At 40.8% G+C, this 25,908-nt stretch carries 26 protein-coding genes; 14 read left to right on the top strand and 12 right to left on the bottom strand.

Annotation, left to right across the window (positions count from 1 at the left end; genetic code table 11):
- Positions 1–125 precede the first annotated feature (125 nt).
- From uvrA to CEW93_RS08555, 5 genes are all read left to right on the top strand, one after another.
- Positions 126–2,993, top strand: a complete 2,868-nt coding sequence (uvrA, locus tag CEW93_RS08575) for an excinuclease ABC subunit UvrA (protein WP_089538542.1) — start codon at positions 126–128, stop codon at positions 2,991–2,993.
- A gap of 2 nt (positions 2,994–2,995) precedes the next feature.
- A complete protein-coding gene (locus CEW93_RS08570; protein ID WP_089538541.1) occupies positions 2,996–3,799 on the top strand; it encodes an RsiV family protein in 804 nt (267 codons plus the stop codon).
- Positions 3,800–3,825: 26 nt separating this feature from the next.
- Positions 3,826–4,668: a TatD family hydrolase gene (locus CEW93_RS08565; protein WP_089538540.1), complete on the top strand. Its 843-nt coding sequence runs from the start codon at positions 3,826–3,828 to the stop codon at positions 4,666–4,668.
- A gap of 21 nt (positions 4,669–4,689) precedes the next feature.
- Complete coding sequence (locus tag CEW93_RS08560) at positions 4,690–5,460, top strand: ThiF family adenylyltransferase (RefSeq protein WP_089538552.1); 771 nt, start codon at positions 4,690–4,692, stop codon at positions 5,458–5,460.
- A 66-nt stretch (positions 5,461–5,526) separates the two neighbouring features.
- Positions 5,527–6,678 (top strand): AAA family ATPase, encoded by a 1,152-nt coding sequence (locus tag CEW93_RS08555; protein ID WP_089538539.1) that lies wholly within the window; start codon positions 5,527–5,529, stop codon positions 6,676–6,678.
- Positions 6,679–6,778: 100 nt separating this feature from the next.
- Here the strand turns inward: CEW93_RS08555 and CEW93_RS08550 are convergent, their stop codons facing one another.
- Both CEW93_RS08550 and CEW93_RS08545 read right to left on the bottom strand, forming a co-directional pair.
- Positions 6,779–7,456 (bottom strand): hypothetical protein, encoded by a 678-nt coding sequence (locus CEW93_RS08550; RefSeq protein WP_089538538.1) that lies wholly within the window; start codon positions 7,454–7,456, stop codon positions 6,779–6,781.
- Complete coding sequence (locus CEW93_RS08545) at positions 7,446–7,763, bottom strand: hypothetical protein (protein ID WP_089538537.1); 318 nt, start codon at positions 7,761–7,763, stop codon at positions 7,446–7,448. Before CEW93_RS08545 ends, CEW93_RS08550 begins: the two co-directional genes overlap by 11 nt.
- Before the next feature lie 175 nt (positions 7,764–7,938).
- Between CEW93_RS08545 and CEW93_RS08540 the strand changes: the two genes are divergently transcribed.
- Positions 7,939–8,352: a helix-turn-helix domain-containing protein gene (locus tag CEW93_RS08540; protein ID WP_089538536.1), complete on the top strand. Its 414-nt coding sequence runs from the start codon at positions 7,939–7,941 to the stop codon at positions 8,350–8,352.
- A 108-nt stretch (positions 8,353–8,460) separates the two neighbouring features.
- Positions 8,461–9,999 carry a fumarate hydratase gene (locus tag CEW93_RS08535; RefSeq protein WP_089538551.1) on the top strand — a complete coding sequence of 513 codons (1,539 nt, stop codon included), beginning with the start codon at positions 8,461–8,463 and terminating at the stop codon, positions 9,997–9,999.
- A gap of 74 nt (positions 10,000–10,073) precedes the next feature.
- On the opposite strand, the gene CEW93_RS08530 is transcribed toward CEW93_RS08535, so the two are convergent.
- Positions 10,074–10,304, bottom strand: a complete 231-nt coding sequence (locus CEW93_RS08530) for a hypothetical protein (protein WP_089538535.1) — start codon at positions 10,302–10,304, stop codon at positions 10,074–10,076.
- A 38-nt stretch (positions 10,305–10,342) separates the two neighbouring features.
- A complete protein-coding gene (locus tag CEW93_RS10840; RefSeq protein WP_186727945.1) occupies positions 10,343–10,495 on the bottom strand; it encodes a hypothetical protein in 153 nt (50 codons plus the stop codon).
- A 160-nt stretch (positions 10,496–10,655) separates the two neighbouring features.
- On the opposite strand from CEW93_RS10840, the gene CEW93_RS08525 reads away from it, so the two are divergent.
- Positions 10,656–10,931 (top strand): helix-turn-helix domain-containing protein, encoded by a 276-nt coding sequence (locus tag CEW93_RS08525; protein ID WP_255504042.1) that lies wholly within the window; start codon positions 10,656–10,658, stop codon positions 10,929–10,931.
- Between the two features lie 113 nt (positions 10,932–11,044).
- On the opposite strand, the gene CEW93_RS08520 is transcribed toward CEW93_RS08525, so the two are convergent.
- Complete coding sequence (locus CEW93_RS08520; protein ID WP_089538533.1) at positions 11,045–11,608, bottom strand: hypothetical protein; 564 nt, start codon at positions 11,606–11,608, stop codon at positions 11,045–11,047.
- A 12-nt stretch (positions 11,609–11,620) separates the two neighbouring features.
- Positions 11,621–12,079: an Lrp/AsnC family transcriptional regulator gene (locus CEW93_RS08515; protein WP_255504041.1), complete on the bottom strand. Its 459-nt coding sequence runs from the start codon at positions 12,077–12,079 to the stop codon at positions 11,621–11,623.
- A 194-nt stretch (positions 12,080–12,273) separates the two neighbouring features.
- Between CEW93_RS08515 and rarD the strand changes: the two genes are divergently transcribed.
- On the top strand, positions 12,274–13,257 hold the full coding sequence (gene rarD / locus CEW93_RS08510) for an EamA family transporter RarD (protein WP_089538531.1): 984 nt from the start codon (positions 12,274–12,276) through the stop codon (positions 13,255–13,257).
- Here the strand turns inward: rarD and argA are convergent.
- A complete protein-coding gene (gene argA, locus CEW93_RS08505) occupies positions 13,254–14,546 on the bottom strand; it encodes an amino-acid N-acetyltransferase (RefSeq protein ID WP_089538550.1) in 1,293 nt (430 codons plus the stop codon). The genes rarD and argA overlap by 4 nt on opposite strands.
- 241 nt (positions 14,547–14,787) lie before the next feature.
- On the opposite strand from argA, the gene CEW93_RS08500 reads away from it, so the two are divergent.
- From CEW93_RS08500 to CEW93_RS08490, 3 genes are all read left to right on the top strand, one after another.
- A complete protein-coding gene (locus CEW93_RS08500) occupies positions 14,788–15,363 on the top strand; it encodes a hypothetical protein (protein ID WP_255504040.1) in 576 nt (191 codons plus the stop codon).
- Positions 15,364–15,536: 173 nt separating this feature from the next.
- A complete protein-coding gene (sstT, locus tag CEW93_RS08495) occupies positions 15,537–16,751 on the top strand; it encodes a serine/threonine transporter SstT (protein ID WP_089538530.1) in 1,215 nt (404 codons plus the stop codon).
- 12 nt (positions 16,752–16,763) lie between these two features.
- A complete protein-coding gene (locus tag CEW93_RS08490) occupies positions 16,764–17,171 on the top strand; it encodes a hypothetical protein (RefSeq protein ID WP_089538529.1) in 408 nt (135 codons plus the stop codon).
- 54 nt (positions 17,172–17,225) lie between these two features.
- Here the strand turns inward: CEW93_RS08490 and CEW93_RS08485 are convergent, their stop codons facing one another.
- Complete coding sequence (locus CEW93_RS08485; RefSeq protein WP_089538528.1) at positions 17,226–17,516, bottom strand: oxidative damage protection protein; 291 nt, start codon at positions 17,514–17,516, stop codon at positions 17,226–17,228.
- A 280-nt stretch (positions 17,517–17,796) separates the two neighbouring features.
- On the opposite strand from CEW93_RS08485, the gene CEW93_RS08480 reads away from it, so the two are divergent.
- Entirely contained in the window at positions 17,797–18,168 is a 372-nt protein-coding gene (locus tag CEW93_RS08480; RefSeq protein ID WP_186727944.1) for an MliC family protein, read from the top strand.
- Positions 18,169–18,231: 63 nt separating this feature from the next.
- Here the strand turns inward: CEW93_RS08480 and CEW93_RS08475 are convergent, their stop codons facing one another.
- Together CEW93_RS08475 and argH are read right to left on the bottom strand one after the other, a co-directional pair.
- The gene (locus CEW93_RS08475; RefSeq protein WP_186727943.1) at positions 18,232–20,682 is read right to left on the bottom strand and encodes a dynamin family protein; all 2,451 of its coding nucleotides are present in this window, start codon (positions 20,680–20,682) and stop codon (positions 18,232–18,234) included.
- 79 nt (positions 20,683–20,761) lie between these two features.
- The gene (gene argH / locus CEW93_RS08470) at positions 20,762–22,132 is read right to left on the bottom strand and encodes an argininosuccinate lyase (protein WP_186727946.1); all 1,371 of its coding nucleotides are present in this window, start codon (positions 22,130–22,132) and stop codon (positions 20,762–20,764) included.
- Positions 22,133–22,764: 632 nt separating this feature from the next.
- On the opposite strand from argH, the gene CEW93_RS08460 reads away from it, so the two are divergent.
- Positions 22,765–23,499, top strand: a complete 735-nt coding sequence (locus tag CEW93_RS08460) for a LytTR family DNA-binding domain-containing protein (RefSeq protein ID WP_089538524.1) — start codon at positions 22,765–22,767, stop codon at positions 23,497–23,499.
- Between the two features lie 50 nt (positions 23,500–23,549).
- On the opposite strand, the gene CEW93_RS08455 is transcribed toward CEW93_RS08460, so the two are convergent.
- Together CEW93_RS08455 and CEW93_RS08450 are read right to left on the bottom strand one after the other, a co-directional pair.
- Positions 23,550–24,497: a D-2-hydroxyacid dehydrogenase gene (locus CEW93_RS08455; RefSeq protein ID WP_089538523.1), complete on the bottom strand. Its 948-nt coding sequence runs from the start codon at positions 24,495–24,497 to the stop codon at positions 23,550–23,552.
- A gap of 567 nt (positions 24,498–25,064) precedes the next feature.
- On the bottom strand, positions 25,065–25,724 hold the full coding sequence (locus CEW93_RS08450; RefSeq protein WP_089538521.1) for a hypothetical protein: 660 nt from the start codon (positions 25,722–25,724) through the stop codon (positions 25,065–25,067).
- Positions 25,725–25,908: the final 184 nt, after the last annotated feature.

Genomic DNA, 25,908 nt, shown 5'->3' with positions numbered 1-25,908 from the left:
ATACAACCCAGTCCTTGGTCGTAAGACAAACCCCTGCCTGATGGTGGGGGTTTTGGTGTGATGGGGTGCTTTAAAAAATGCCATTTGCCCCCATATTGGACCTATTATCCATATTAAGGCGACTTATGGCACACGAACATATCTACATCAAAGGTGCAAGAACCCATAATTTAAAAGACATTGACGTGGACATTCCACGAGATAAATTGGTGGTGATTACAGGTTTGTCAGGTTCTGGTAAGTCCAGTCTTGCCTTTGATACTTTGTATGCTGAAGGACAAAGACGTTATGTGGAGAGTTTGTCGGCTTATGCTCGCCAGTTTTTAAGCCAGATGGAAAAACCTGATGTAGATAGCATAGAAGGTTTGTCCCCCGCCATTGCTATTGAACAAAAATCAACTAACCATAATCCACGCTCTACGATAGGTACGATTACCGAAGTGTATGACTATTTGCGGTTGTTGTTTGCCCGCGTTGGTACGCCCCATTGCCCAGAACATGATTTGCCGATGGTGGCTCAAACCATCAGCCAGATGGTAGATGACATTTTGGCTAAGCCCGATGGCACAAAACTCATGCTCCTTGCTCCTGTGGTGCGTGAACGCAAAGGCGAACACATTGCACTATTAGAAAGTTTACACGCCCAAGGATTTACCAAAGTTCGTATTGATGGTGTTATCCATGACATGGACGAGCTGCCAAGCCTAGAAAAAAACAAAAAACACACGATTGAAGTGGTGATAGATAGATTTAAAGTCAGAGACGATTTGGGCAATCGTGTGGCAGAAAGTTTGGAGACGGCACTGCGGTTAGGGGCAGACATCGCCATATTACATGAGATGGATGGTGAAAATCAAACCACTTTGTCTGCCAAACATTCTTGCCCTGTTTGCGATAGGGCGGTCAGCGAGCTTGAGCCACGTCTGTTTAGTTTTAATAATCCCGCAGGAGCGTGTCCGTCTTGCGATGGCTTGGGCAAACGCCAGTATTTTAGTGCTGATAAGCTGATTGTAGAACCCAAAAAATCCATCAATCAGGGAGCGATACATGGCTGGGACAAACGTCATGCCTACTATTTTGGACTGCTAACAACGGTGTGTCATCATTTTGGTATTGATATGGATAGTCCTTGGCAAGCCTTATCCAAAAAAGAACAAAACATCATTTTATACGGCTCTGGCAAAGAAAAAATCGCCTTTGATTTTGTGTTTGAGACAGGACGTAAATCCAGTAAAACCGTGCCATTTGAAGGGATTTTGCCTTATTTAGAACGCCGTTATCATGGCACAACCAGTAATTTGGTGCGTGATGAGCTTGCTCAATATTTATCTGATACGACGTGTAATGTCTGTCATGGTGTGCGTCTTAATGACATTGCTCGCCATGTTAAGGTGGATGGTCGTGGTATTGGCGACATCATTGCCTTGCCGATTGGTCAGGCGTGGCAATATTATGAAAATTTGTATATTGATGGTCATAAAGGCGAAGTGGCGGACAAGATTTTTAAAGAGATTCGTGAACGCCTTGGGTTTTTGACCAAAGTGGGGCTAGAATATCTGACCTTGGCTCGCTCTGCTGAGACCTTATCAGGGGGTGAAGCTCAGCGTATCCGTCTGGCAAGCCAAATCGGAGCAGGCTTGATGGGGGTGATGTATGTGCTTGATGAGCCATCTATTGGCTTACACCAAAGAGACAATGACCGCCTGCTATCTACGCTCACCCACCTTAGGGATTTGGGTAATACAGTGATTGTGGTGGAGCATGATGAAGATGCCATTCGTACTGCTGACCACATCATTGATATTGGTGTGGGGGCAGGGGTGCATGGGGGGCGTGTGATTGCCACAGGGACGGCAGATGAGATCGCCAGTCATGAGCGGTCTTTGACAGGACAGTATTTATCGGGCAAAAAACGCATTGCCATTCCTACAGTTCGCCATAGCCCAAAAGTTGCCAATATTAAAAAGGGCAAAAAAACGCTCAGCGAGCCATTATTTATCCGTTTAAATGGAGCAAAGGGCAATAATTTAAAAAATGTCAATCTAAGCATTCCGATTGGCGTGATGACTTGTATCACAGGGGTGTCAGGCTCTGGCAAATCTACACTGATTAACCGCACGCTCATGCCATTAGCTGCCACCCAGCTAAACAATGCCACCACGCTCACGCCTGAGCCATATGACAGTATTGAAGGTTTGGAGCATTTGGATAAAATGGTGGATATTGACCAAAGTCCAATTGGACGTACGCCACGCTCAAACCCTGCCACTTATACAGGGGTGTTTACTTTGATACGAGATTTGTTTGCTCAAACGCCAGAAGCTCGTGCCAGGGGCTATAAAGCAGGGAGATTTAGCTTTAATGTCAAAGGTGGTCGCTGCGAGGCGTGTCAAGGTGATGGCATGATTAAAGTGGAGATGCACTTTTTGCCTGATATGTATGTGCCTTGTGATGTTTGTGCTGGTAAGCGTTATAATCGTGAAACTTTGGAAGTCCATTATAAAGGCAAATCCATCTCTGATGTGCTGGACATGACGGTAGAAGATGCGTTGGTGTTTTTTGAGGCGATACCTGCCATCTATCGTAAATTAGAAGCACTCATGCAAGTGGGGCTGGGTTATATCACCCTAGGGCAGTCTGCCACAACCTTGTCAGGCGGTGAAGCCCAACGGGTCAAGCTTGCCAAAGAACTTGCCAAACGAGATACAGGGCAAACTTTGTATATCCTAGATGAGCCGACCACAGGGCTGCATTTTGAGGATATTGCAAAACTGCTACATATTTTGCACGCCCTGCGAGACAAAGGCAACACGGTAGTGGTGATTGAGCATAACTTAGATGTGATTAAGACGGCTGACCACATTGTGGATTTAGGTTATGAAGGCGGTTATGGTGGCGGTGAGATTGTCGCTGTTGGCACGCCAGAAGAAGTGGCGATGGACGAACAGTCGCATACTGGTCGGTTTTTAAAAATGGTATTAGATAAGGGCTAAACATGGCAAGCATGATAAAAAAATTATTGAGCGTGGTGTTTTTGTTTAGTACAGCAAGTGTTGCTAACAGTTTTTATGTAGAACCAAAATATCTAAGTACAGGCAATGATTTTGATAAATTGTGCGGTCAAGCGTGTCCTGCCATTAATTACGGGCTGATTAGTAGCAGTGATTTGTGGGTGCAGCACACCATTAACAAAAGCGTATTAAGTGTGTTTGCCAGTACTGATGGCAGTTTGTCGCAGGATTTGTTATACAAAGAGTTTACCAAACTTAACGCTCCCACTGATAAGGAGCTGACGGATTTTTTGCGACAATCTGAGCGAAACATCATCAAAGAACACCAAAAGCTCGTCAAAGAGCAGGGCAGTAAGCATTTGCCCATCATTGACATTTCATCTCGCCCAAGCTATTTGGGTCATCGTGGTAATTTTGAGCTATTTGCCATTAATGAATTTTATCAGTTTGGGGGGCGGGGTACAGGCAGTATTTATTATTATGTGTTTGATATTAAAGAGCAACGCCAACTAGAATTAGATGACATTTTATTGCCTGACCAAAAACAAAAATTATCTGACATCATTAAGGCTAAATTTCATACCGCCCTAAAAAAAGGCAAAGTAAATATCGGCGAGCATGAAAAAACATGGCAATTTTATTTGACTAAGAATTTTATGTTTACCAAAGATGGCATTAAATTTTTGTATCAACATGATGAGATTGCTCCTTATAATATGGGCATGCCAGAATTTACCATCAAATACGAAGATTTGACAGGCATTATTAAAGAGCAATATTTAAAATAACCATAAAATCATCATTAAATACCGCCATGTTTTTATTTGACACGCACACCCATTTTGACATACCAGAATATGACAATCAGCGAGATAAATACAATCAATCGGCTTATGACGTTGGCGTGCGTCATTTAATTTTAATTGGTATTTTGGCGAAATATTTCCCCCAAATGGTCAAAACAAAAATTGATGCCGACAATCATTATCCAATTAAGCACCATTTGGCGTGTGGTTTACACCCGCTTTATATCAATGAACATGATGATAATGATTTAATCATATTAGATGATTATCTAAAAAAATTTAATAACATTGCCATTGGTGAGATTGGTTTGGATACTTATCCTAAGCAATTAAAAAGCGACACTCTTTATAAAAAACAAATTGGCTTTTTTATAGAGCAGATTCATTTATCAAAACACTATGATTTACCCATTTTATTACACATTCGTAAATCTCATGCCGATGTGCTTAAATTATTAAAAGAGCAAAAATATCGTGCCGATAATCAAGGCGGTATTGCTCATAGTTTTAGTGGTGGCGAAAATGAAGCATTGGCTTTTGTTAAAATGGGATTTAAAATTGGTATTACAGGGCAAATTACCAATCCTAATGCCAAAAAATATCGCCATGCCATCAAATCTGTTTATGATAAGTTTGGCATATCTGCTTTTGTCATAGAAACCGATTGCCCTGATATGATGCCTTTGCCTGCTCAGATGGAAGGCAATTATTTTAATGAGCCTAAACATTTAATTCATGTGCTAAATGAATTATCTGCCATGTTTAATATGGATAAGGCATTATTGGCACACCAAATTTGGCAAAATACCAATACCGCTTTAAAAAGTAATTTTGCTTATCCTATCCATTAAAAATACAAACGAACACCTATGATGACTGACATAAAAAATAACCGCCGTTTTGTAGGCACACGCACGCTGTATCATGATGGTTTTGATAAATTTCAAAATGCTCATGTGTATGTCATTGGTATCGGTGGCGTGGGGTCATGGGCGGCAGAAGCACTGGCTCGCACGGGTATTGGTGAGATGACGCTTATTGATATGGACGTGTTGGTTGAAAGTAACGTCAATCGCCAATTGCCCGCCCTGAGTGAGACCTTTGGTGAAAGCAAAATCGCTGTGATGAAAAAGCGTGCTTTGGGGATTAATCCTGATATGATTGTTCATGTGGTTGATGAGTTTATTACGCCTGATAATATCACGCAATTATTACCAACACCTGACATGATAAAAACTTATAAAGACAATTATAAATCACTGGTGATATTAGATTGTGTGGATGATATGAATGCCAAACTGGCAATTGCTTTATATTGTCGTTTTAATAAAGTTAAGCTCATCATTTCAGGTGGAGCGGGTGGAAAAATAGACCCATTACAAATAAAAGTAAGCGATTTAAAAGATGTTTATCAAGACCCCTTACTTGCCAAACTTCGCCAATCTTTAAAAGATAAAAATATCAATAAAGACCTAAAACGCAAATTTGGCATGAAATGTGTTTATTCCACCGAGCAGTTAAAAATGGCGACGATATGCCAAAGTGGACTAAATTGTGGTGGCTATGGTTCGGCAGTTACCGTAACTGGTACAGTGGGCATGGTTATGGCTGCCGAATGCTTAAAGATGATTACAAATAATTAATTGTGCTTGATATGAACTGTGTTATAATTGCTAACCCTTTTCTTTAATAATTAAATTGGTAAATCAATGAAAATTTTAACTTCTAAATATTATCGCCCAAGAAAAATATTTACTGAGACGTTTTGGAATAATCAATATCAGCTTGAATTGACAAATTTAGAACAAGAAGTAACAGCCAATGATAATCCTTATGCTGAATTATTGGAATCTTTATTTCCCAGAGTTTATTTGGCAGGGGCGGATATTGTCATTAAAAAAGAGCATTTAAAAGATTTTGTTAAATGCACGGATTATCAGACCTTTTATTATGATAAACAATCACAAAAATTTTTAGAAAAAGAATTGTGCTATTTTTGTCCTAATAATGAGTTTTTTTTGATACTACAAGAAAACTTATCTGATGAATATGACAAAAGCGTCATAGAAGCAGGCTTTTTAAAGGTCAATGGTATTTTTTATGATTCAACCGTGCCTAATGTCTTGCAAAAAGCCCAAGCCTTTTATGATAAGTACTTGGAAAAATATGTTTCACCTGAGGCAAAGATTTTATTGTTATTAAAAGAGCAAAATGATTTGGTATTTAAACACCAGACCATCAAACCTTATAAATTAGATTTGGCAAGCATGTATAATGACAATTTTTTGCCTGTTCATCAAAAAATCAAAGATGAACTGACCAATGGTAAAAAAGGCGTGGTTTTATTGCATGGGCTTGCTGGCACAGGTAAAACCAATTATATTAAATGGCTCACTGCTCAAATTCCTGACAAAGATTTTATTTTTGTGCCAAATAATCTGATTGGGGCATTGGCAGAGCCACAATTTATGAGTCTGTTAATAGAAAAGAAAAATTCGGTCTTGGTGTTGGAAGACTGTGAAAACTATATCGCTGAGCGTGTTGGTGGTGGTAATCAAAGTGATGTGGTGGCAACCATTTTAAACATTGCTGATGGCATATTGTCTGATGTCTTAGAGTGTCAGTTTATTTGCACCTTTAATGCTGATTTGATGGACATTGACCATGCACTACTTAGACGTGGCAGACTGATTGCAGAATATCATTTTGACAAACTGGCTGTTGATAAGTGCCATGCTTATTTGCAATCTTTGGGTAAGGACATTGTGGTGGATAAACCAATGACCTTGGCGGAACTGACTCATATTGATGAAGCAGAGTATCGTGAAGTAGAGCAAAAGGGCGGGTTTGGGTTTGTGTGAGTGGTGAATTTATTAAAGTATAAATAAAAAACACTTTATTTCTAGGTGTTTTTTATTTGCTTGCTTGGTCATGATGACTATTGGAAGTGATAGGAGAACTTTATTGTACTCTGTATAAATAACAACTACTACTATTAAACACAAAGATGTTAGTATGTTTAGATGGGTCAATGGTAATGGGGGCTGAGCAATACTTGCCATTGCTTAATTTGGCATGAAGGTGGTAGCCATGAGTTGGAAATGCAACGGGTGTTATCAATTCCACCATTGAATTAGAGCGGATATTGGCTGTTACATACATTGGTGTATCAATACTAATGTCTTTAATAGAACAACCGTAGTCACATTCAGCAATTACATTTACTGAGCCACCATCTTTTTGGTATTTTTTAATTTCTCGCTCTACTTGTTGCATAACTACTAGGCAATCTTGATAGTGTTTTTCGCCAAATGCGATAACCTTATCCAGTTTTTGCGAATTACTAGCTTTAGATGAAATCTTTTCTTTATGAGCCATTTTAACGGTTTCTAAAAAATGGTTGTCGACAGTTACATTTCTAGAGGTGCTAGGCACTGTTTGCATTTGATTGTCTAGGGTCTCGTTAAGAAAAATTCTGTGTCGTAAAGTCTTTACTGCAAATTCTTCTGAAAATCTGCACAACTCTTCAATGTCCTGCTGAGTATCTGCTTGTGCAAAAGGGCTCGATAGAAGCCCTACAATCATTAAAATTGAGAATTTTGCATACATGGATATTTTGACTATTAAATTATAAACCATTTTGGCATGCCTTATACATTTGGACTGCGATATCTGTGGCAATTTTCTCTTTTTCTTCTTTGGTTTTACCAATGGGTTGGTTATACGCTAGATTTAGCATTGCCACAGCCACGTCATCGTCCATAATCTTTTTTAAGTCTTTTTTAGCTTCGGCTAATGGAACATTGGCTTGGCGTAGGTGTGTTATCGCATATGCAGTGTAAGATAAGTCTGTACACTTTTCGTGTTTATCATTGTTTTTTGCCCATACCGATGTACCGCCCATACCCAAAACAACCACCATCGCTACAGCAAGTAATTTTTTCATTGCAAAACTCCTATATTTTCTTTAAAATGACAAAGGATTATCAATAAATCGCTGTTTATTGATGTCATTTATTATAATTAAGCCAAATAACAATAGCCACACACAAATAATGTATATTTTCTAACCAATTTGTAGTGAAAACTACCCATTTTGTACAGAACTATCAAGGATTGGTATGAATATCCACGAAAAAGTCCGTCTCATGCGTGAAAGTAAACATTGGTCGCAAGAAAAAATGGCAGAGCAACTGCATATGTCGCCCAATGGTTATGCCAAGATTGAACGTGGCGAGACTAAGTTACATATAGATAAATTACAACAAATCGCCCAAGTGCTTGATGTGGATATTTTTGAGTTGATGACGTTTGGGGAAAGTGGGGTTTGTGTTTATGTTAATTCAAATAATGAGCATAAAGAACATAGCGTTGCCACCTATCACGGCATAAGCAATCCTATTTTGGCCAGTGAAATTGATAAACTCAATCTAATTATCTCCCATCAAAAAGAACTGTTGACACAAAAGCAAAGCGAGATTGATACATTAAAAGATATGATTTTACTTTTAAAAACGCCAGCAGACCGCCCTTAACATTGCCATACAAAGATGATACAATACCAAGCGATTGACCTGTCAGTCGCTTTTTTATTAGCCAGTTGCTTTTATGATAAAAGTTGCAACCAGCCAAAAGGAAAACTTATGACCAGCCAAAAAACCATCATCAAAAAAGATGATTTTATCAATTCTATTGCTGATGCTTTTCAGTACATCAGTTATTATCACCCCACCGATTATATCAAAGCCCTAAGCGAAGCCTTAGAACGTGAAGAAAACCCTGCTGCTCGTGATGCCATGACCCAAATTTTGGTCAATAGCCGCATGTGTGCCGAAGGACATCGCCCCATTTGCCAAGACACAGGGATTGCCACCGTATTTTTAAAGGTGGGCATGGACGTGGTGTGGGACAGTGATATGAGCGTGGCAGAGATGGTCAATGAAGGCGTTCGCCGTGCTTATAACCACCCTGATAACACCTTGCGTGCGTCTGTGTTGGCTGACCCAGCAGGCAAACGCCAAAACACTCGTGATAACACCCCTGCAGTCATTCACATGGAGATTGTGGCAGGCAATAAAGTAGATGTTACTTGTGCTGCCAAAGGCGGTGGCTCTGAAAATAAATCCAAGCTCGCCATGCTCAACCCATCAGACAGTATCGTGGATTGGGTATTAAAGAGCATTCCAGAGATGGGGGCAGGCTGGTGTCCACCGGGCATTTTGGGCATTGGCATTGGTGGTACGCCAGAAAAAGCCACACTACTTGCCAAAGAAAGCCTGATGAGCCACATTGACATCCATGAACTCAAAGCCAAAGCTGACAGCGGCGTGGAGCTGTCCACCACTGAAAGTTTGCGTTTGGAGCTTTACGAAAAAGTTAATGCCCTTGGCATCGGAGCTCAGGGTTTGGGTGGTCTGACCACCGTGCTAGATGTCAAAATCCTAGATTATCCCACGCACGCCGCGTCCAAGCCTGTGGCAATGATTCCTAACTGTGCCGCCACTCGCCACATTCATTTTGAGCTAGATGGTAGTGGTGCTGCCAGCTTAACGCCGCCTGATTTGAGTGTGTATCCTGACATCACTTACAATCCTGATAATGGCAAACGTGTCAATGTGGATACCTTAACTAAAGAAGAAGTGGCGACATGGCAAACAGGCGATGTGCTACTATTAAGCGGTAAAATCTACACAGGACGAGATGCGGCACATAAACGCATGACAGACATGCTCAACAGTGGCGAAACGCTACCTGTGGACTTTACCAACAAGCTGATTTACTACGTTGGACCTGTGGACCCTGTGCGTGATGAAGTGGTGGGACCAGCAGGACCAACGACTGCCACACGTATGGATAAATTTACCCGTCAAATGCTTGAACAAACAGGTTTGCTTGGTATGATTGGTAAATCTGAACGTGGCAAGGCAGCGTGTGAAGCCATCGCTGACAACAAAGCGGTGTATCTCATGGCGGTGGGTGGTTCGGCATATTTGGTGTCCAAAGCCATCAAAAATGCCAAAGTGGTGGCATTCCCTGAGCTGGGTATGGAAGCGATTTATGAGTTTGAAGTCAAGGATATGCCCGTAACGGTGGCGGTAGATAGCAATGGGACATCGGTACACGCCACCGCTCCCAAAATCTGGCAAGCCAAAATCGGTAAAATTCCTGTGGTGGCAGGCTGATTGGCTTAATAAAAAACCCAAATCTTAGGATTTGGGTTTTTGTTTGGGTTAAGATTAACCGATATATTAGGGGTTTAATTGGTCTTTTTGCATTTGGTGCATACTTTAATATAGGAATTGGAATCTGAAACCAAAGATGCAATAGTACCAGCAGCACCACCAATAATGGCACCAAGTCCAGTGCCAATGACTGGTACGACACTACCAACCAAACCGCCTGCTGCAATACCGCCCATTGCCTTAGTGGGCATATTTACAACAGAATCAGAACCACAATGTTTACAAGTCATAAGTTTGTCAGTCATCACGATTATCCTTTTTGATAACGAGGTTAAAGTTTAAATCAGCATTCTACAACGTATAAAAATTTAATTGGCTTGCCAGAATAGCGTGCTTTAATTTGCTCTTTGGCTTGGCTCATACTACTGGCAGTTACGGTTAATGAATATGAAGCAGAGCTACCAGCAATTTGATATTTGACTTTATATTTTTTCATAAAAACTCCGTAAAAACCAAAATGACCACTTTAAGTAACATTGGTCATATGATAAACAAAATTTTTAAAAATGTCAATTATAGTGCGTGTACTTTTTTAGCGTGTACTTATAGAGCGTTATCTTATCAGTCATCTTTGGTTAAGATGAGATTTTAATTTTTTGATTGATGAAAAAGGTAAAAGTATGCACACTGACCCATTGAAAAATTTTGGTTTAAGGTTGGTTGAGATTAGAAAACAAAAAAATTTTTCTCAGGAAAAATTGGCATTAGAAAGTGGCATCGCGCGTAGTTATTTAAGTGGCGTGGAGCGTGGCAAACGTAATATCGCTCTGATAAATATTTGTAAGTTAGCAAACGTTTTGGGTGTGCCAATGTATGTGCTGTTACAAAATCCCAGCAATATTCAGGAGAACAATAATGTGAATAATGTTTAAAATGGATTGATGTCTTGTTTAGCCTGATTTGGGAGTTCTGGGAAGTTTTAATTGGTTGCCATTAATCATCATTCAATGGCAAGCATTAGCTCTTTTTATAAAATGTTATTTGGTTATTTTTTTGGTATGGCAGGTTCAATGATGACAGGTAACACCAACCCTTTGCCAAAATTATCTGCAAACACATAATCAAAGCTGTCTGCCACCACATCAGGCGTGGTGTTGATGATGAGTGTCATATCAGCACCATCTGTCAGACGATGACCTAGGTATTTGCCATCTTTTAACTGGTCTAGCACTTTGCCCAATACTTCGGGGCTTGCCATGCCAATCACCAAACTGTGCTGGGCTTGTTTGTTGGTGATATGGTGGGCTTTGGCATAATTTTTGACCGCTTGGGTGTCAAGAGCAATCGGATAATCATAGCTTGCCAAATCAGCTTTTGGCTGGGTGGTTTTGATGTGTGATAAGTCTATCTTGATTTTGCCATCAGGGGTGATGATGGGCTGTATGTCAGGGGTATCTGTGGTGTTATTTGTATGTTGAGACAGCTCATCTACCAAAGCGGTTAAGTCGTGGGGGTTGTTGCGACTTAGGTTGTGTTCGGTGGCACTTTTGTCGCAGGCGCTAAGTAAAGTTAGGCAGACAAGCACAGTGATGATGTTGATGTGTTTCATGATTTTTCCAAATTAAAGTTCTATTTTTGTGCCAGATTTGACAAAGTTCATCACAAACTGACTGTTAAAATGAGCGACATTATTCTCCCCTGTCAGCATACTGCGGGTAAAGGCGTGATAGTCCTGCATGGATGGACTGTGCACCATCAAGATAAAATCATAATCCCCAGAAATCTCATAACAGCTCATCACCTGTGGCGAGCCATTCATCAGCCTTTCAAAACGATGTTGCATGGACGTGTTGGAATGTGCCATTTTAACCAATACCAATACTGTCAAATGATGACCAACTTTGGTGGGGTCAATGATGGCGACTTGTCTTTGAATGATTTTTTGCTGACAAAGCTGACTGATGCGTCTTTGGGTGGTGGCAACTGACGTGCCTGTGTGTTCGGCGATGGTTTTTAGTGGTAAGGTGCAATCGTCTTGGAGTAAGTTTAAAATGGCTTTGTCAGTGTCGTCTATGGTCATGGTAATGATGGGTGAGAAATTTGCAAAATTTTATCAAAAATAGCTATTTTTTGCAAAATTTTCTCATAAATTTGCCAAAAATTTTAAAAATATCACAAATAAAATTTTTATAATAAGCATTCATTTGATTTACTCAGACGGTTTAAATCTGCCAAAGCAATTTTTGTATTTGCCATCACATACCCAGAGCCATCATGACCAATATTTATCAAAACACCACACAAGCCCCCCAAACTTTGGGGCAAAGCGATACGTCTAGCACAAGCCACGCCACAATTACTCCAAAAATCCACCCCACCAAAAACACACTCACCACAGGGATTGTGCTGGCGTTATTATCCAATGTGCTGTTTGGGGTGCTATACGCTTATGGCAAGTGGCTGACACCATTATCAGGCACGGACGTGTTTTTGTGGCGAATGGTGATGATGTGGGCTTGTTTGGGCTTATTTTTGTTGATAAGTGGTAAATTTGGGGTAGTGATTGCTGATTTAAAAGCCGTCAAGGGGCTAAAATCATGGTTTTGGCTGTTGTTACCAACACCGATTTTTGCCAGTCAGCTTTGGCTTTTTATGTGGGCTCCCATTAATGGGCATGGCGTGGCGGTATCTATGGGCTATTTTTTGTTTCCACTGGTGATGGTGATGGTGGGGGCATTGATGGGTGAGCGTTTGGCACGTTTGCAATGGATTGCGGTGGGGCTGGCTGGGCTTGGTGTGGCGTTTGAGATTGTGCGAACAGGTCAGGTGAGTTTGGCGACTTTTTGGGTGTGTTTGACTTATCCGATTTATTATGTGATACGCCGAAAGCAAGGCGTGCGAGCTTTGACAGGGCTGTGGCTTGATGTGTCGCTCATTGCTCCTGTGTGTTTGTTGGTGCTGATTAACAATGATGCGGCATGGGGGCAAGTGCTGGGCAGTGGGGCGTTATTTGCCAAAGCGGTGGGGCTTGGGGTGATTAGCGTGCTGGCGTTGCAGTTTAATTTAGAAGCCAACCGCTTGCTGCCAACCAGTCTGTTTGGTATGCTTGGGTATTTTGAGCCTGCACTGTTGTTTTTGCTGTCAGTAACGGTGCTAGGTGGTGTGTTTAGTGTGGGTATGTTGCTTAGCTTTGGGCTGATTTGGGCAGGGATTGCTTGTTTGGTGGGTTGGGGTTTGATGAAAAATAACAAATGCTAAACAAGATGGTCTCCAAGTTTTTTAAGTAGCACTTTGGAATTTCTGCCATTATGCCATGCCTGATGGCGTTTGGGGGGGAGGGAGTTTGGTGTGGTTTCACAAAACCCACGTTCCAAAAACCAATGCAAAGTGCGTGTGGTTAGGGCAAATAAACGATGGCGACCTTGTGATAAACACCATGTTTCTACAAATTTGAGCAAATCTGCCCCACGGTTACCATCTCTATAATTGGGGTCTATGGCAACGCTGGCTATCTCTGCACTGTCATTATCCAAAGGGTACAGCCCAGCACAGCCGAGTATTTTGCCATCTCGCTCTATCACACAAAAAAACTCAATCTCTTCTTCTAAGCGTTCACGACTGCGAGCGACCAAAATGCCTTGCTCTTCTAGGGGTTTAATCAGCGACATGATGCCCATCACGTCATCAGGCGTGGCGTATCTGATGGCATCAAAAGGGTTTTGGCTTATCATCGTACCGTAGCCATCTGTGGTAAACAGCTCTTTTAATAATGCCCCATCATCATGATGGCTAAGCAAATGCACCCGAGATACGCCTGCTTGACAAGCACTGATGGCATTCGGTAAGGCAGGGTGGATTGTGCGGTGGCTCATGGCTTGGCTGACGGTCATCTCTTTGATGAGTTTGCCTTTGACAAACACACCTTGCTCTTGATTAAAAATGATGAGTTTATCAGCATTTAAAGCGATGGCGACACATTTTGCCACATCAAAAGCTTCAAGATTATAAAGCTCGCCTGTTGATGAAAATCCAAGCGGACTGATGATGACCAAATGACCTTGTGATAAGTTGTGGCTGATGGCGTGTTTATCCACACGGCGAACTTCACCTGTCAGCAAATAATCCACGCCATCACGCACCCCAAAGGGTTTGGCGGTGATAAAATTGCCACTGATGGTGGTGATTTTTGAGCCATGTAAGGGGGTGTTGCTCAATCCGCCGCAAAAGCGACTTTCTATATTGGTACGCACATTTGCCACAGCACTGACCACATGGGTGATGGCAGTGTCGGATGTGATACGCACCCCATCATAAAAGCCACTTGCAATAGACGTATTTGCCAATGTGGCATCAATCTCATGCCTTGCCCCATGTACCAACACCAAACGAATGCCTAGACTGTGTAGCAAGGCGATGTCTTGGGTGATGGTGGTAAAATTGGGGCTATTGACCGTCTCACTGCCCATCATGATAACAAAAGTTTTGCCCCTGTGGGTGTTGATATAAGGCAAAGAATGGCGAAACCAATGGATTGGATTTTGGGTCATGGCATGGCTTTGATGTAAAAATCTCAATTTTACTATAAATTTGCCAAAAATACCCACATTTCCCAATCAAGATAATTAAGATGCGTTGATAACAAAATGATTATCAGGCAAAGCACCTGATTTTGTGAGTGGGTTGAACAATGTGTCTTAACACAAATAAAACGCACCCTTAACGAAAGCTTTAATTTTTCATGCTATGATATTTGACCGTTTATAAACCATTAATTTTTTAGGAAATCTCATGCGTTATTTGTCTGTTTTTGCCTTAATCTGTGGTATGTCAGCCCATGCCATGCTTCCAAATCCCACTACTGATACAGTCAGTTATACTGCCAATCCTATCGCCAAACCCAATGCTCCCACATTAAACGTCTCTGCAAATACTGCCACAACAAATGCTCTTGGCACGCAAACCGCTGATGATTCGGCGGATTTTATTTCGGTGGTAAATGCCTTTGTGGTTAAAAGCAACAACGGCGTAGAAACGCTTATTCCTGTAACGCTTGGCACGGCTGTACAAGCAGGTGATGTGCTGGAATATCAAGGTTTATTTACCAATACAGGCGATAGAGTGCGTAAAATGGACGTAACACTCAGCATTGCTGATGGCTTGGAACTTGTTGGCGGTGTCATGCCACAACACGCCAGTGCCAGTATGGATGGCAATCGTTTTGTGCGTATGCCAATTCGGGTAAAGGGTGCTAATGGGCAGGTACAAAATCTGCCTTTGTCTGATTATAAAGCACTGCGTTGGACGATTGAAGATGTTGGTTTGGGTGGCACGGCGGTGGTTAAATATCGTGCCAAGATAAAATAAGCCAAAATCAAATTATCACAAAACAAAACCCACTTCGGTGGGTTTTTTATGGCAAACACGCCAAATTAAAAAGATTTTTTGTAAAATTATGATAAAAATTACCCAATGATAGTAACAATATTGTAAAATTAATGCTTTAAATGATTATTTTTTTGAATAAATAAGGCAAATCTATGCGTAAAATTGTGGACACTTATTTGAGTGTGGGCGTTGTGCCACTGATTATACTGGGGCTGATTTTGGGGGTGCTGACAGGTTGGCTTGTGCCTTCTGTTGGAGCAAGTCTTGGGATTTTGGGTGATATTTTTGTGGGGGCGTTAAAGGCAGTTGCTCCTGTGTTGGTATTTTGTTTGGTGATGTCCGCCATTGCAGGCTACAAAAGCACGCAGGGCGAAACAAAGCCCATCAAATCCATTTTGATTTTGTACATGATGGGAACTTTCTTGGCAGCATTGACAGCGGTGGTGGCAAGTTTTGTGTTTCCCACAGAGATTGTGGGACTGACCGCTCAAACGGCGGTGGAGCAATCCGCCCCCAAAACCTTAAAAGAAGTTTTGACCAACCTGCTGATGAATTTGGTTGCCAATCCCATCAATGCTTTGGCGAATGCCAACTACATGGGGATTTTGACATGGGCGATACTGATTGGTTTTGCTTTGCGTGGGGCGACAGACACCACTCGCCAAGTGGTCATGGATTTGGCAGGTGCGATTACTAATGTTGTGCGTTGGATTATTGCCATTGCTCCTTTTGGTATTTTGGGTTTGGTGGCGAGTACTGTGGCAAAAACAGGTTTTGATGTGTTAAAAAGCTACCGAGAACTCTTGCAGGTATTGGTGGGTTGTATGTTGTTTATTGCCCTTGTTGCCAATCCGCTCATTGTCTTTTTAAAAACTCGTAAAAACCCTTATCCTTTGGTCATTGCTTGTTTGCGTGAGTCTGGTATTGCGGCGTTTTTTACACGTTCATCGGCAGCAAATATTCCTGTTAATATGAATTTGGCTCGTAAATTGGGTCTGAATGAAGATACCTATTCGGTGAGCATTCCGCTTGGGGCGACCATCAACATGGCAGGGGCTGCCATCACCATCAATGTGCTGACTTTGGCGGCAGCTCATACTTTGGGGATTGAAGTAAGTTTTGGTTCAGCGTTGCTACTTGCCATTGTGGGAGCAGTCAGTGCTTGTGGGGCATCAGGTGTGGCAGGTGGTTCACTAATGCTTATCCCACTAGCATGTAGTTTGTTTAATATCCCCAATGATGTCGCCATGCAAGTGATTGCCATTGGTTTTATTATCGGTGTGGTGCAAGATTCTGCTGAAACAACACTTAACTCATCAACAGACGTGTTATTTACGGCGGCGGCTGACCCAAAATATTCGGCTTGATAAGGAGAAACCATGAAACACATGATGGCTTTACTGACAGCATTGGCAGTAACTGTAAGTGCTTATGCTGGCACACCCACTCAATCAGCATTGGTAAAAACAAACGTTCATAAAACCACTCAGTTAGCACCTGATGCTTTTGTTGATGGCGTACCTATGTCGCACTTTAAAGATTATCATGCCAAAATTAACCAACATGGCACCACTTATCTGCTAGACAGCTATGTTGTTGTTCTTGAGCAACCTTTTTATATTCATGTTCGCACCAACGATGGTCAAGCGATTGACCTAAATACTGCCCAAACATTGGCGACTGCTTATATTGAGCCACGTGGCTGTACCGAGCCTTTGGTACGCCGTACGGATTTGGATAAATCTGATGACAATCACACAGAGTGGATTATTGGGGTGTCTTGTTAAATCAAAAAAATCGGGTTAAATGCCCGATTTTTTAAGTTTTATTGATTGTGCTTATCAGTCATTTTTGGGCTTAAAGCCTGCTGGGCGTTCATAGTCGTCATTATCTAAAAACAGTTCACGTTGCTCAGCGATGAATTTTTTGGCTTCTTTGTCCACCATGCTTAGGTGTTTTTCGTTAATGAGCATGGTTTGTAGTTCTAGCCATTCGCCCCATGCTTTTGCTGAGACAGTGTCTTGGATTTCTTGCCCTTTGGCATTGGGAAAAGGTGGGTTGGGAAGTTTGGGTAGGTTTTCTTGGTATTTGCGACAAAAAACAAGGTTGGCTTTGGGGTTGAAAATTTCCATCATGCACTCCTAAAAAGTTTAGTATAGCAAATGTCAGAAAAATATGCCACCGCCATAAAAATGACCTAAATTTAACAAATCTTTGTATGAGTGCGTTATGATTTAATCAAATTTATAAATGTAACGCTACATGGTATCATCATGCCTGATAAAGCAATATCAAGATATTGTAACTATCTTGGGTAAAAATGTAATTGGCTCTTGTAAGTCATTTTGCTTTTTTCTAGAATAGCAGTGCAATTATGTTTATTTGCACCTTTTTGTTTAATAAGGAAAAATGATGAAAGCACTTTTGATTACTGGTTTGGCTGCCTTAGCATTGGCAGGTTGCAACAGCTTGCCCCAGTTGCCCCACAAAAACAAGCCAAATACTCAACAGCCCAACCACACTCATCAGCACACTCAAACCACCCAAAAATTTGTGTGCAACAATGATGCTGAGCCTGTTGTCCGCCGCATTAATGAAGACCAAATTGAGCTGATTGTTGATGGTCAAGGTACGCTGATGAGTGCCGCTGTCTCAGGTTCTGGTGAGCGTTATGTGTCAAAAACAGGTGTCTATGGCAAAGGTGGCGAATGGCACCAAAAAGGCACAGAAGCCATCTTTACTTATCATGATGTGGGTAGCCCAGCTACGTGCAGACTGAAATAAAAGTCTCTTTAATTTATCAATATAAATAAAGCATCTAAAACCAGATGCTTTATTTTCTTATTACTATTTGAAATTTTTGATATCATCAAGCAGTTTTATTCTTAGTTGATGCAGCTCAATTCTTTCATTGATATTATCAATTTCTGATTTTTTTGTTACAGGAATGATATTAGCAATAAAGCGGTTAAACAACCGAGCGTGCTCACTATCAGTATCTTGTGTGGAATTAATAAGACGTTTTATTTGTTTATCCACACCATTTAAAAATGCCAACTCCAAATTAATTGCAGGAATAACCGCTTGTTGTAAAATCAAAATCAGATTGTCAATATCTTGATTAATCTCATTTAAAACATTAGTTTTAGTTTTACTGGTTTTTACATCTTTTAATATTTCTACTGCTGTAATGGCACCCAAAACTACATTGCCTTTGAAAAGGTGCTTCATTTTTTCTAAATCCAATGTAGTTTGTTTAGCCCGTGCACTTGATGACGATAATGATTTAGCTGCTGAATATAGTTGATGTACAACACTCTCCAAGTTTTTAGTGCTATCTACCAAAGGGGATTTATTTTGAGTTAAGATAATGTTTATTAGCTCGCCATTGCCTTTGTTAAAAAAGCTGTCTAAATATTTAAACTCTTGTTCGGCGCTATTAAACTTTTGCAGTCTGTCGTTTCCACCTAGGGGGTAAGCCATTAATATATCAAAAATATTACGAGAAAAGCGTTCTATTAAATAATCAAATCTATCATCATTATGGGCAATATCACCCGTGATTTTTTGAATGACTTTTTTGCTCTGGGTCTCAACGATTTGAGATGTGTCATGATTTGCCTGATGACCCATGACTGCATTAGTAAAAATTCTTAATAAGCGAATTTCTATTTCTTTGGATTTTTCATTGGTTAGGTTTTTGATAAGCCAACAAAAATCTTGTAAAAATTTTTTATGTAGGCTCTCTCGCAGTTTGTTGTTGATGCGTTCTATCTCTAAGTTGTTTGTAATACTTTCGCTACATGAGATTTCAGCTTTCTCTATATCGTACTCTGTAACTTTTGTAAAAAAATCACCAGATTGTATGTCTTCTGCAAATTTTTTTGAAAATAAACTTTTATCAAATATCTCTATCTTTAATTCGTACTTAAATTTTTCTAATTCCTCTTTGATGGATTTTTCTATACGTTTACTTTCTTCTCTGGTGATTAAGTTTTTTTCGCTTTCTTTGGATGGTGGATTATCGTTAGCGAAGGTGTTTTCTGAGTGTTTAATAATTTTTTCAAAGAAAGACAATAATGATTGATGATTCTTGTCAATTCTTCGCTTTAAAACCTCAAAACGCTCTGTTTCATAATAATTAATTAAAGATGTTCGAATCGCATCAATGCCTGAATCTATGGCATAGTTTTCATGATACTTATCTTTGGCGATATTTTTCTCTGTTAGGTATTTTAAAGCAGAGCCAACAAATACTCGACTTGCTGTGCCAATTTTGTATTTTTCAACATCAGCTTTTAAAATTTTTTCATTGCCTTGGGCTTGCTCTTCACTATTAGCGGTATCAAGCTGATTACCAAAGACAAATAATTTATCTCGCAAATGAATGCCATCTTCATCAGTATTTTTGTTAATCACACTGAGTGATGTGCCAACAATACTCGGATTTCTACCAACATTGGTTACCATGATGATGGCATCGGCATTTTTTAAGCGTTCTTCGGTTTGGCGAATATGGATTTTTGTGGGCGAGTCAAATCCGGGTACGTCATAAATAATGGCGGTACTCAACTGTTTTAATTTAGATGATGCAATTTCTATTTTTTTAACACTTCTGGGGCGAGCAGTATTCGTTTCGCTAAGACCGCTTGATTCGTTCTGTCTTTTTTGACCTCGGATATAAGATTGAAATTCTTCACCTTCTAGTTGATTGCCATTAAAACCTTTCGTTTCTCCTGTTAATGTCAGCTCCTTGCGATATTTTAAAATGTCTTTGATTTCTTCATCAGTTTTTCCAACATGATTTTTGTACAGCTGATTGTCTTTTTGTTCTAGATTTTCAAAATATCTTTCAAATTGAGAAACAGATAAGTTGTGAAAACTGGTTGTGTTATCGATAGGATAATTAATTTCTTTTAATAAATTGATAAATATGTCGTTAAATTCATGTTCGGTATAAAAGGTAACCTTTGCTTCATCATTACCATGAATTAGGCGAGTTGATGTGAATGTACAACGTTCAGGGGCAGATGGCAAAATATTACTTTCTATCAAAGCGTTGGCAAATGTAGATTTACCTGCTTTTTCCAATCCCACAATGGCAATCTCAAATTCTTTGCTTTGTAATTTATGTAACAATATATCATTTTTTTGGTAACAGTCTTTAAGGTCTTCTAAGTCTTTATGGGGAATGATGTTGAGTTTGTTATTTTTTGTTAAGATGGTATTCATGACTTCTTGTTGTTTGATGATTTTTTCAGCTAGGGCTTGACATTCTTGCTCAAAGTGATTATTCATGGTGTGTCCTTGTGGTTTGATGGTATAAAAATACCGCCAATAATCTATCATTGACGGTAAATATATCATAACAGCATGATTAAATTTTTGCCAGTCTTTCCCGTCCTCGCTCTATTGCCAATAGCACTTGATTTGGGGCGGTACCACCGATATGGTTGCGAGCATTGAGTGAGCCTTCTAGTGTCAAGCATTCAAAGACATCATCGCCGATAAGCGGACTAAATTCTTTTAATTCTTCAAGCGATAATTCACTCAAATCCACGCCTTTTGCCACGCCCAGTGCCACCGCAGAACCCACCACTTCATGAGCATCACGAAACGGCAGACCTTTTTTGACCAGATAATCCGCCAAATCAGTCGCCGTGGCATAGCCTTTCATGGTGGCAGTACGCATATTGTCCGCATTTGGGGTGATGTTTGGTAGCATATCAGCAAAGGCAAGTAGTGAGCCTGTCAAAGTATCCACACAGTCAAAGAGCGGTTCTTTGTCTTCTTGGTTGTCTTTATTATAAGCAAGTGGCTGATTTTTCATGAGTGTCAGTAGGGTGGTGAGCTGTCCAAATACCCGAGCTGCCTTACCACGCACCAACTCTGGCACGTCAGGATTTTTCTTTTGGGGCATGATGGATGAGCCTGTACAAAAGCGGTCAGGAATGTGAATAAAGCCAAATTGTGCCGACATCCACAGTATTAGCTCTTCGCTCATGCGAGATAGGTGCATCATTAAAATGGACGCATTGGCAGTAAATTCAATAGCAAAATCACGGTCGCTTACCGCATCAAGTGAGTTTTGGCAAATGCCTTCAAAGCCCAAAAGTTTGGCAGTGATTGTGCGGTCAATCGGATAAGTCGTACCTGCCAAAGCCGCCGAGCCTAGGGGCATTTGGTTAATGCGTTTTCTTGTCTCAACAAATCGCTCACCATCACGGACAAGCATCTCAAACCATGCCATCACATGATGAGCAAACGACACAGGTTGAGCGGTTTGCAGATGGGTAAACCCTGGCATGATGGTGTGGGTGTGCTTTTCTGCCAAATCCAACAGTCCGATTTGTAGTTTGCCAATCAAACTTACAATCTTATCAGTTTCATCACGCAGATACAAACGAATGTCGGTTGCCACTTGGTCGTTACGGCTACGTCCTGTGTGTAGCTTTTTACCAACATCGCCAATGAGTGCGGTCAGACGGCTCTCAATGTTCATGTGAACGTCTTCTAAGGCCACCGACCAGACGAACTCACCACGCTCTATCTCGCCTTGGATTTGGGTGAGACCTTCTATGATTTGCTGGCTTTCGTCTTGGCTGATGATGCCGCATTGCCCGAGCATGGTGGCATGAGCGATGGAGCCTTGTATGTCTTGATTTGCCATGCGTTTATCAAAGTTTACCGAAGCGGTAAATTCAGCGACAAAAGCATCAGTCGCTTCACTAAAACGTCCACCCCACATTTGGGCGGTTTGGGCTAAGTTGGTCATGGTGTCTCTCACAAAAAAGTTTGCCATATTTTAGCATATTTCATTTTTTGGCAGGAAATTTATCAGGGCTGATGGGTTGGTTTTTTTGTATTTTACACAAAAAATATTTTTGATAAGTTGAATTTTTTCTTATAAAAAATCCACCAAAACAACCAGTTATCCACAGTTTGCCACCAATTATCAAAGAAAAAATGTCTATTTTTTCATCAGTTTGTAAAGTTTTTTTAAAATATTTGCTTTTTAAAAAAAAATTGGTATAGTTATTGCATGGACATAAATATAACCACACATCGGAAGTTTGTTGCCCTTTGTAAGGTGGTCTAAAATAAAAATGTAACCGAACGGCTTTAAATTGGTTCTGATTGTAGCATTGCGTTAAAATGCTCAATTATTAATCAATCCATTAACGCCAAGTTTTTATAGACTTTATCGGTTTTATGGTGTGTTCTGTTATCCTTTTGTAAAAGTGCAGAATGCGTTTATTAAATGGTGAACATACTTCCTTTTTGGTGGTTGTTCTTAAATGTGAGTTTTAGGGAAATTGCCTGACTGGGTCATTGAATTAAAACCATGAAATAATTTTTTATTTTTTATAGGTGTTTTATATGCAAGTCATCATTTGCGATTCTGAACTGGCCGTGCGTAAGCATTTAGCAGGTCTTGTTGAGAGCCTAGGTCATGAAGTTACTGCTCAATTAGAACGATTGGACGAGATTATCCCTGAGATTAAAGTGCGTCAGCCTGATGTGGTGCTGCTAAGTGCTCACGCCCCAAATGTACATGATTTTTATCAAGTGCTAAATCGTGAATTTAATAACCCACCTGCCCTTATCTTTTCAGGACTTGATGACGTTACTTCCACATTAACCGCCTTAAAATCAGGTGCGGTGGACTATCTGCTTATCCCCGTCAATCAAAATGACCTAAAAGTCGCTTTGGAAAAAGCCTGCCGTCTTAACGCCGCCCAGCAAACCACTTTAAACATCAAAGAAGGCAAGACGGCACGCCCCCGTCAATATATCGCCGCCCGTACGCATCGTGGTGTGGAGCTGATTGCTTTGGCTGATGTGTATTATTTTACCGCTGACCAAAAGTATGTCAAAGTTCGCCATAAAAATGGCATGGTGCTGATTGATGAAACGCTCAAAGACTTAGAGCAAGAGTTTGAAGGCATGATGTTTCGCATTCACCGTAATGCACTGATTAATCTGGATTATTTGGATTTATTGGAAACCGTGGATAGCGGTCAGTACCAAGTGCGTTTTCGTGGCATGAGTGAGACTTTGGCAGTTTCTCGCCGTCATCTGCCCATGCTTCGTGAAAAAATCCAAAACATCTAAACAGACTAAAATTGATAAAAGCATTGGTGTGTGCCAATGCTTTTTTTGTGTTAATGATGGGGCTGATGCGACTGGATAAACTTGCCAACTTGATGGCAGACAATATCCCACATACGCTGTTGGGCGGACAGACTGCCCCATGCGTTATGCGGCGTGATGATGACCCTAGGGTGGTCTTTTAGGGCAAATAATGGCTCATCGGCAGGGGGCTCTTGTTCTAACACATCGGTGGCATAACCTAAAATTTGCTCATTTACTAAGGCAGATGTAATCGCATGAGTATCCACCACCGCTCCACGAGCGACATTGATGATGAGTGGGCGTTGGTTCATCTTGGCAATGGTGTCGGTATTGATAAGATGGCGAGTGTCATCATTAAGCGGGCAATGCAAGCTGATGATGTCAGCATTTGCCAGTACGTCATCAAAGGCGGTGTAGCCATCTCTTGGGGCTTTGCCTTGGCGTTCGGCATATAAGACAGTCATACCAAAGGCACTGGCAATTTGCCCAACTTTTTGACCGATGACCCCACGCCCAATAATGCCAAGCGTTTTGCCTGCCAAATCAAAAATGGGCGTATCCAACAGACAAAATTTGCCACTTGCTTGCCATCTGCCGTCAGTGGCTTTGTTGTGATAATCTTTAACTGCTCTCATGGCAGACAACATGAGCATGAAAGTGTGTTCAGGCACGCTGTCTTTTGAATAGCCCACCACATTATACAAAGCCACACCGAACTCATCGCAAGCGGTTTTATCTACATTGTCTGTGCCTGTGGCGGTAAGCTGTATGAGTTTAAGTTTTGGCAGGCGAGCGATGACATCACGGCTGATGATGACTTTATTGGTGATGATGATGTCAGCATTAATGGTGCGAGCGATGATGGTGTCAGAGTCGTTTGGGGTGCTGTCATAACGCACAAATTCGCTGACCCCATCTGGGGTGGATAGGGCGACTTCGGGTGAAAAAGTTGCTTGGTCTAAAAATACCGCTTTCATGAGATGTCCTGATTTGGTTGGGGTTGGTGGATGTGTATTTAATATACAATGATTATCACAAAAAACGCAACGTTATTTTGTGTTATGGCTGATACATTTGGCAGACACAGACGGTGATAAAGGGTAAATTTGTGCAAGGCAATCGCCAACACTAAGACGACTGATGGCTGATAAGAGTTTGTGCTGATTGGGTAAATTTTCCCACTTGCACCAATGTCAAACAAAACCCACCAAATCAGCATAAAAACGCTTAATGATGAGCTTATCAATCCCCAAAGCTTTCACAACCGATGGTTTTGGCTTGTGAATGAAATGTCAAAGTGGTGTTGGCAAAGTAGTTGTCAAGCAATAGCCTGTTTGTTGGTTTGATAGCCTATCAAATAGTTGTCTTTGCTGGTGTTTTGAATATGAAAGACATCATTATGTTTGCCACCATGTTTTGCTGTCTTGATGCTTAAAACGGAGCGTGGCAAGCACCTTTCTCTATTGACCGACATTGCTGATGGCGACCACCATCAGCAACAAAATTTTTCATGGCTTTTGCCTTGTGATAAATGATGAACGTGATTATTGATAAGCACTTTCACAACTGATGGTTTTGGTTTGTGGATTAAAGCTCAAAGTGGTGTTGGCAAAGTTTGTACCAAAGACAAAGCCTGTTTTGGTGGTTTGATAGCCTTTGATGAGATGTTCATCATCGCTTGAGGTAATGTTTAGCTCGTCATCCCACCATTTGCCAGCGTCTTTATAAGGTCGGTTGTGAGTGTGGGCAATCTTAAAAGTGTCATCATCTGCGTATTTAAATTCAAGTAGCCAAAAATGCTGTGTGCCTGCTGGTTTGGTGTGTTTGCCTTCGCCTGTATAAAAAGTAGGCAATAATTTCATAAAACCATCATTGGCAAAATAAAAATGCCATTCTGCTTGGCTGTCTCCTACCATATAGCTGATTTTGGTTAGGGGTTGCCCAAAAGCGGTGGCGTTTTTAAGTTGTAATACCACTTCGCCTGACGCACTGTCAGGGTTGATTTTGCCTGTGCGTTTGACAAGGTCGGCGTGTAGGGCTTGGGGTAGTTTTTTGTTGGCAAAACTTTGGGTAAATAGCGTGTTGTGGATTTTTTCTACGTTGCAGTTGTGCTTAATGTCTGACAAATAAGGCGTCCAGTCGGCAGCATAAGCACTGCCCACGCTCAGGCTTGTTAAAACCATCAACATTAATAATTTGTTCATCATCATCCCCTTTGGTTTAAAAGCACGGACATTATCTATACTTTTATTATATAAAAAGTACAAATAAAATACAATAAATCGCTTGGTTTGGGGTAATGATACCGTGTTTAATGCAGTATTTTAGGGGTTTATAATGGATACAATCATCAATAAAATTAAATGGGTGATTTTTGTGGGGTGATGG

Source organism: Moraxella sp. VT-16-12 (genome assembly GCF_002224245.2).
Classification (GTDB): Bacteria; Pseudomonadota; Gammaproteobacteria; order Pseudomonadales; family Moraxellaceae; genus Moraxella.
Note: the sequence above shows the minus strand (reverse complement) of the source record. Positions and strands in the feature narration are given on the sequence as shown.

Coding starts and splice junctions, on each gene's coding strand:
- CEW93_RS08475 (WP_186727943.1), bottom strand. CDS start 20,682: ATGAATAATCACTTTGAGCAAGAATGTCAAGCCCTAGCTGAAAAAATC.
- CEW93_RS08485 (WP_089538528.1), bottom strand. CDS start 17,516: ATGGAAATTTTCAACCCCAAAGCCAACCTTGTTTTTTGTCGCAAATAC.
- CEW93_RS08555 (WP_089538539.1), top strand. CDS start 5,527: ATGAAAATTTTAACTTCTAAATATTATCGCCCAAGAAAAATATTTACT.
- CEW93_RS08540 (WP_089538536.1), top strand. CDS start 7,939: ATGAATATCCACGAAAAAGTCCGTCTCATGCGTGAAAGTAAACATTGG.
- CEW93_RS08545 (WP_089538537.1), bottom strand. CDS start 7,763: ATGAAAAAATTACTTGCTGTAGCGATGGTGGTTGTTTTGGGTATGGGC.
- CEW93_RS08570 (WP_089538541.1), top strand. CDS start 2,996: ATGGCAAGCATGATAAAAAAATTATTGAGCGTGGTGTTTTTGTTTAGT.
- CEW93_RS08560 (WP_089538552.1), top strand. CDS start 4,690: ATGACTGACATAAAAAATAACCGCCGTTTTGTAGGCACACGCACGCTG.
- CEW93_RS08500 (WP_255504040.1), top strand. CDS start 14,788: ATGCGTTATTTGTCTGTTTTTGCCTTAATCTGTGGTATGTCAGCCCAT.
- CEW93_RS08535 (WP_089538551.1), top strand. CDS start 8,461: ATGACCAGCCAAAAAACCATCATCAAAAAAGATGATTTTATCAATTCT.
- argA (WP_089538550.1), bottom strand. CDS start 14,546: ATGACCCAAAATCCAATCCATTGGTTTCGCCATTCTTTGCCTTATATC.
- rarD (WP_089538531.1), top strand. CDS start 12,274: ATGACCAATATTTATCAAAACACCACACAAGCCCCCCAAACTTTGGGG.
- CEW93_RS08455 (WP_089538523.1), bottom strand. CDS start 24,497: ATGAAAGCGGTATTTTTAGACCAAGCAACTTTTTCACCCGAAGTCGCC.
- sstT (WP_089538530.1), top strand. CDS start 15,537: ATGCGTAAAATTGTGGACACTTATTTGAGTGTGGGCGTTGTGCCACTG.
- CEW93_RS08520 (WP_089538533.1), bottom strand. CDS start 11,608: ATGAAACACATCAACATCATCACTGTGCTTGTCTGCCTAACTTTACTT.
- argH (WP_186727946.1), bottom strand. CDS start 22,132: ATGTGGGGTGGACGTTTTAGTGAAGCGACTGATGCTTTTGTCGCTGAA.
- CEW93_RS08550 (WP_089538538.1), bottom strand. CDS start 7,456: ATGGTTTATAATTTAATAGTCAAAATATCCATGTATGCAAAATTCTCA.
- CEW93_RS08480 (WP_186727944.1), top strand. CDS start 17,797: ATGAAAGCACTTTTGATTACTGGTTTGGCTGCCTTAGCATTGGCAGGT.
- CEW93_RS10840 (WP_186727945.1), bottom strand. CDS start 10,495: ATGAAAAAATATAAAGTCAAATATCAAATTGCTGGTAGCTCTGCTTCA.
- CEW93_RS08490 (WP_089538529.1), top strand. CDS start 16,764: ATGAAACACATGATGGCTTTACTGACAGCATTGGCAGTAACTGTAAGT.
- CEW93_RS08530 (WP_089538535.1), bottom strand. CDS start 10,304: ATGACTGACAAACTTATGACTTGTAAACATTGTGGTTCTGATTCTGTT.
- CEW93_RS08460 (WP_089538524.1), top strand. CDS start 22,765: ATGCAAGTCATCATTTGCGATTCTGAACTGGCCGTGCGTAAGCATTTA.
- CEW93_RS08515 (WP_255504041.1), bottom strand. CDS start 12,079: ATGACCATAGACGACACTGACAAAGCCATTTTAAACTTACTCCAAGAC.
- CEW93_RS08565 (WP_089538540.1), top strand. CDS start 3,826: ATGTTTTTATTTGACACGCACACCCATTTTGACATACCAGAATATGAC.
- uvrA (WP_089538542.1), top strand. CDS start 126: ATGGCACACGAACATATCTACATCAAAGGTGCAAGAACCCATAATTTA.
- CEW93_RS08450 (WP_089538521.1), bottom strand. CDS start 25,724: ATGAACAAATTATTAATGTTGATGGTTTTAACAAGCCTGAGCGTGGGC.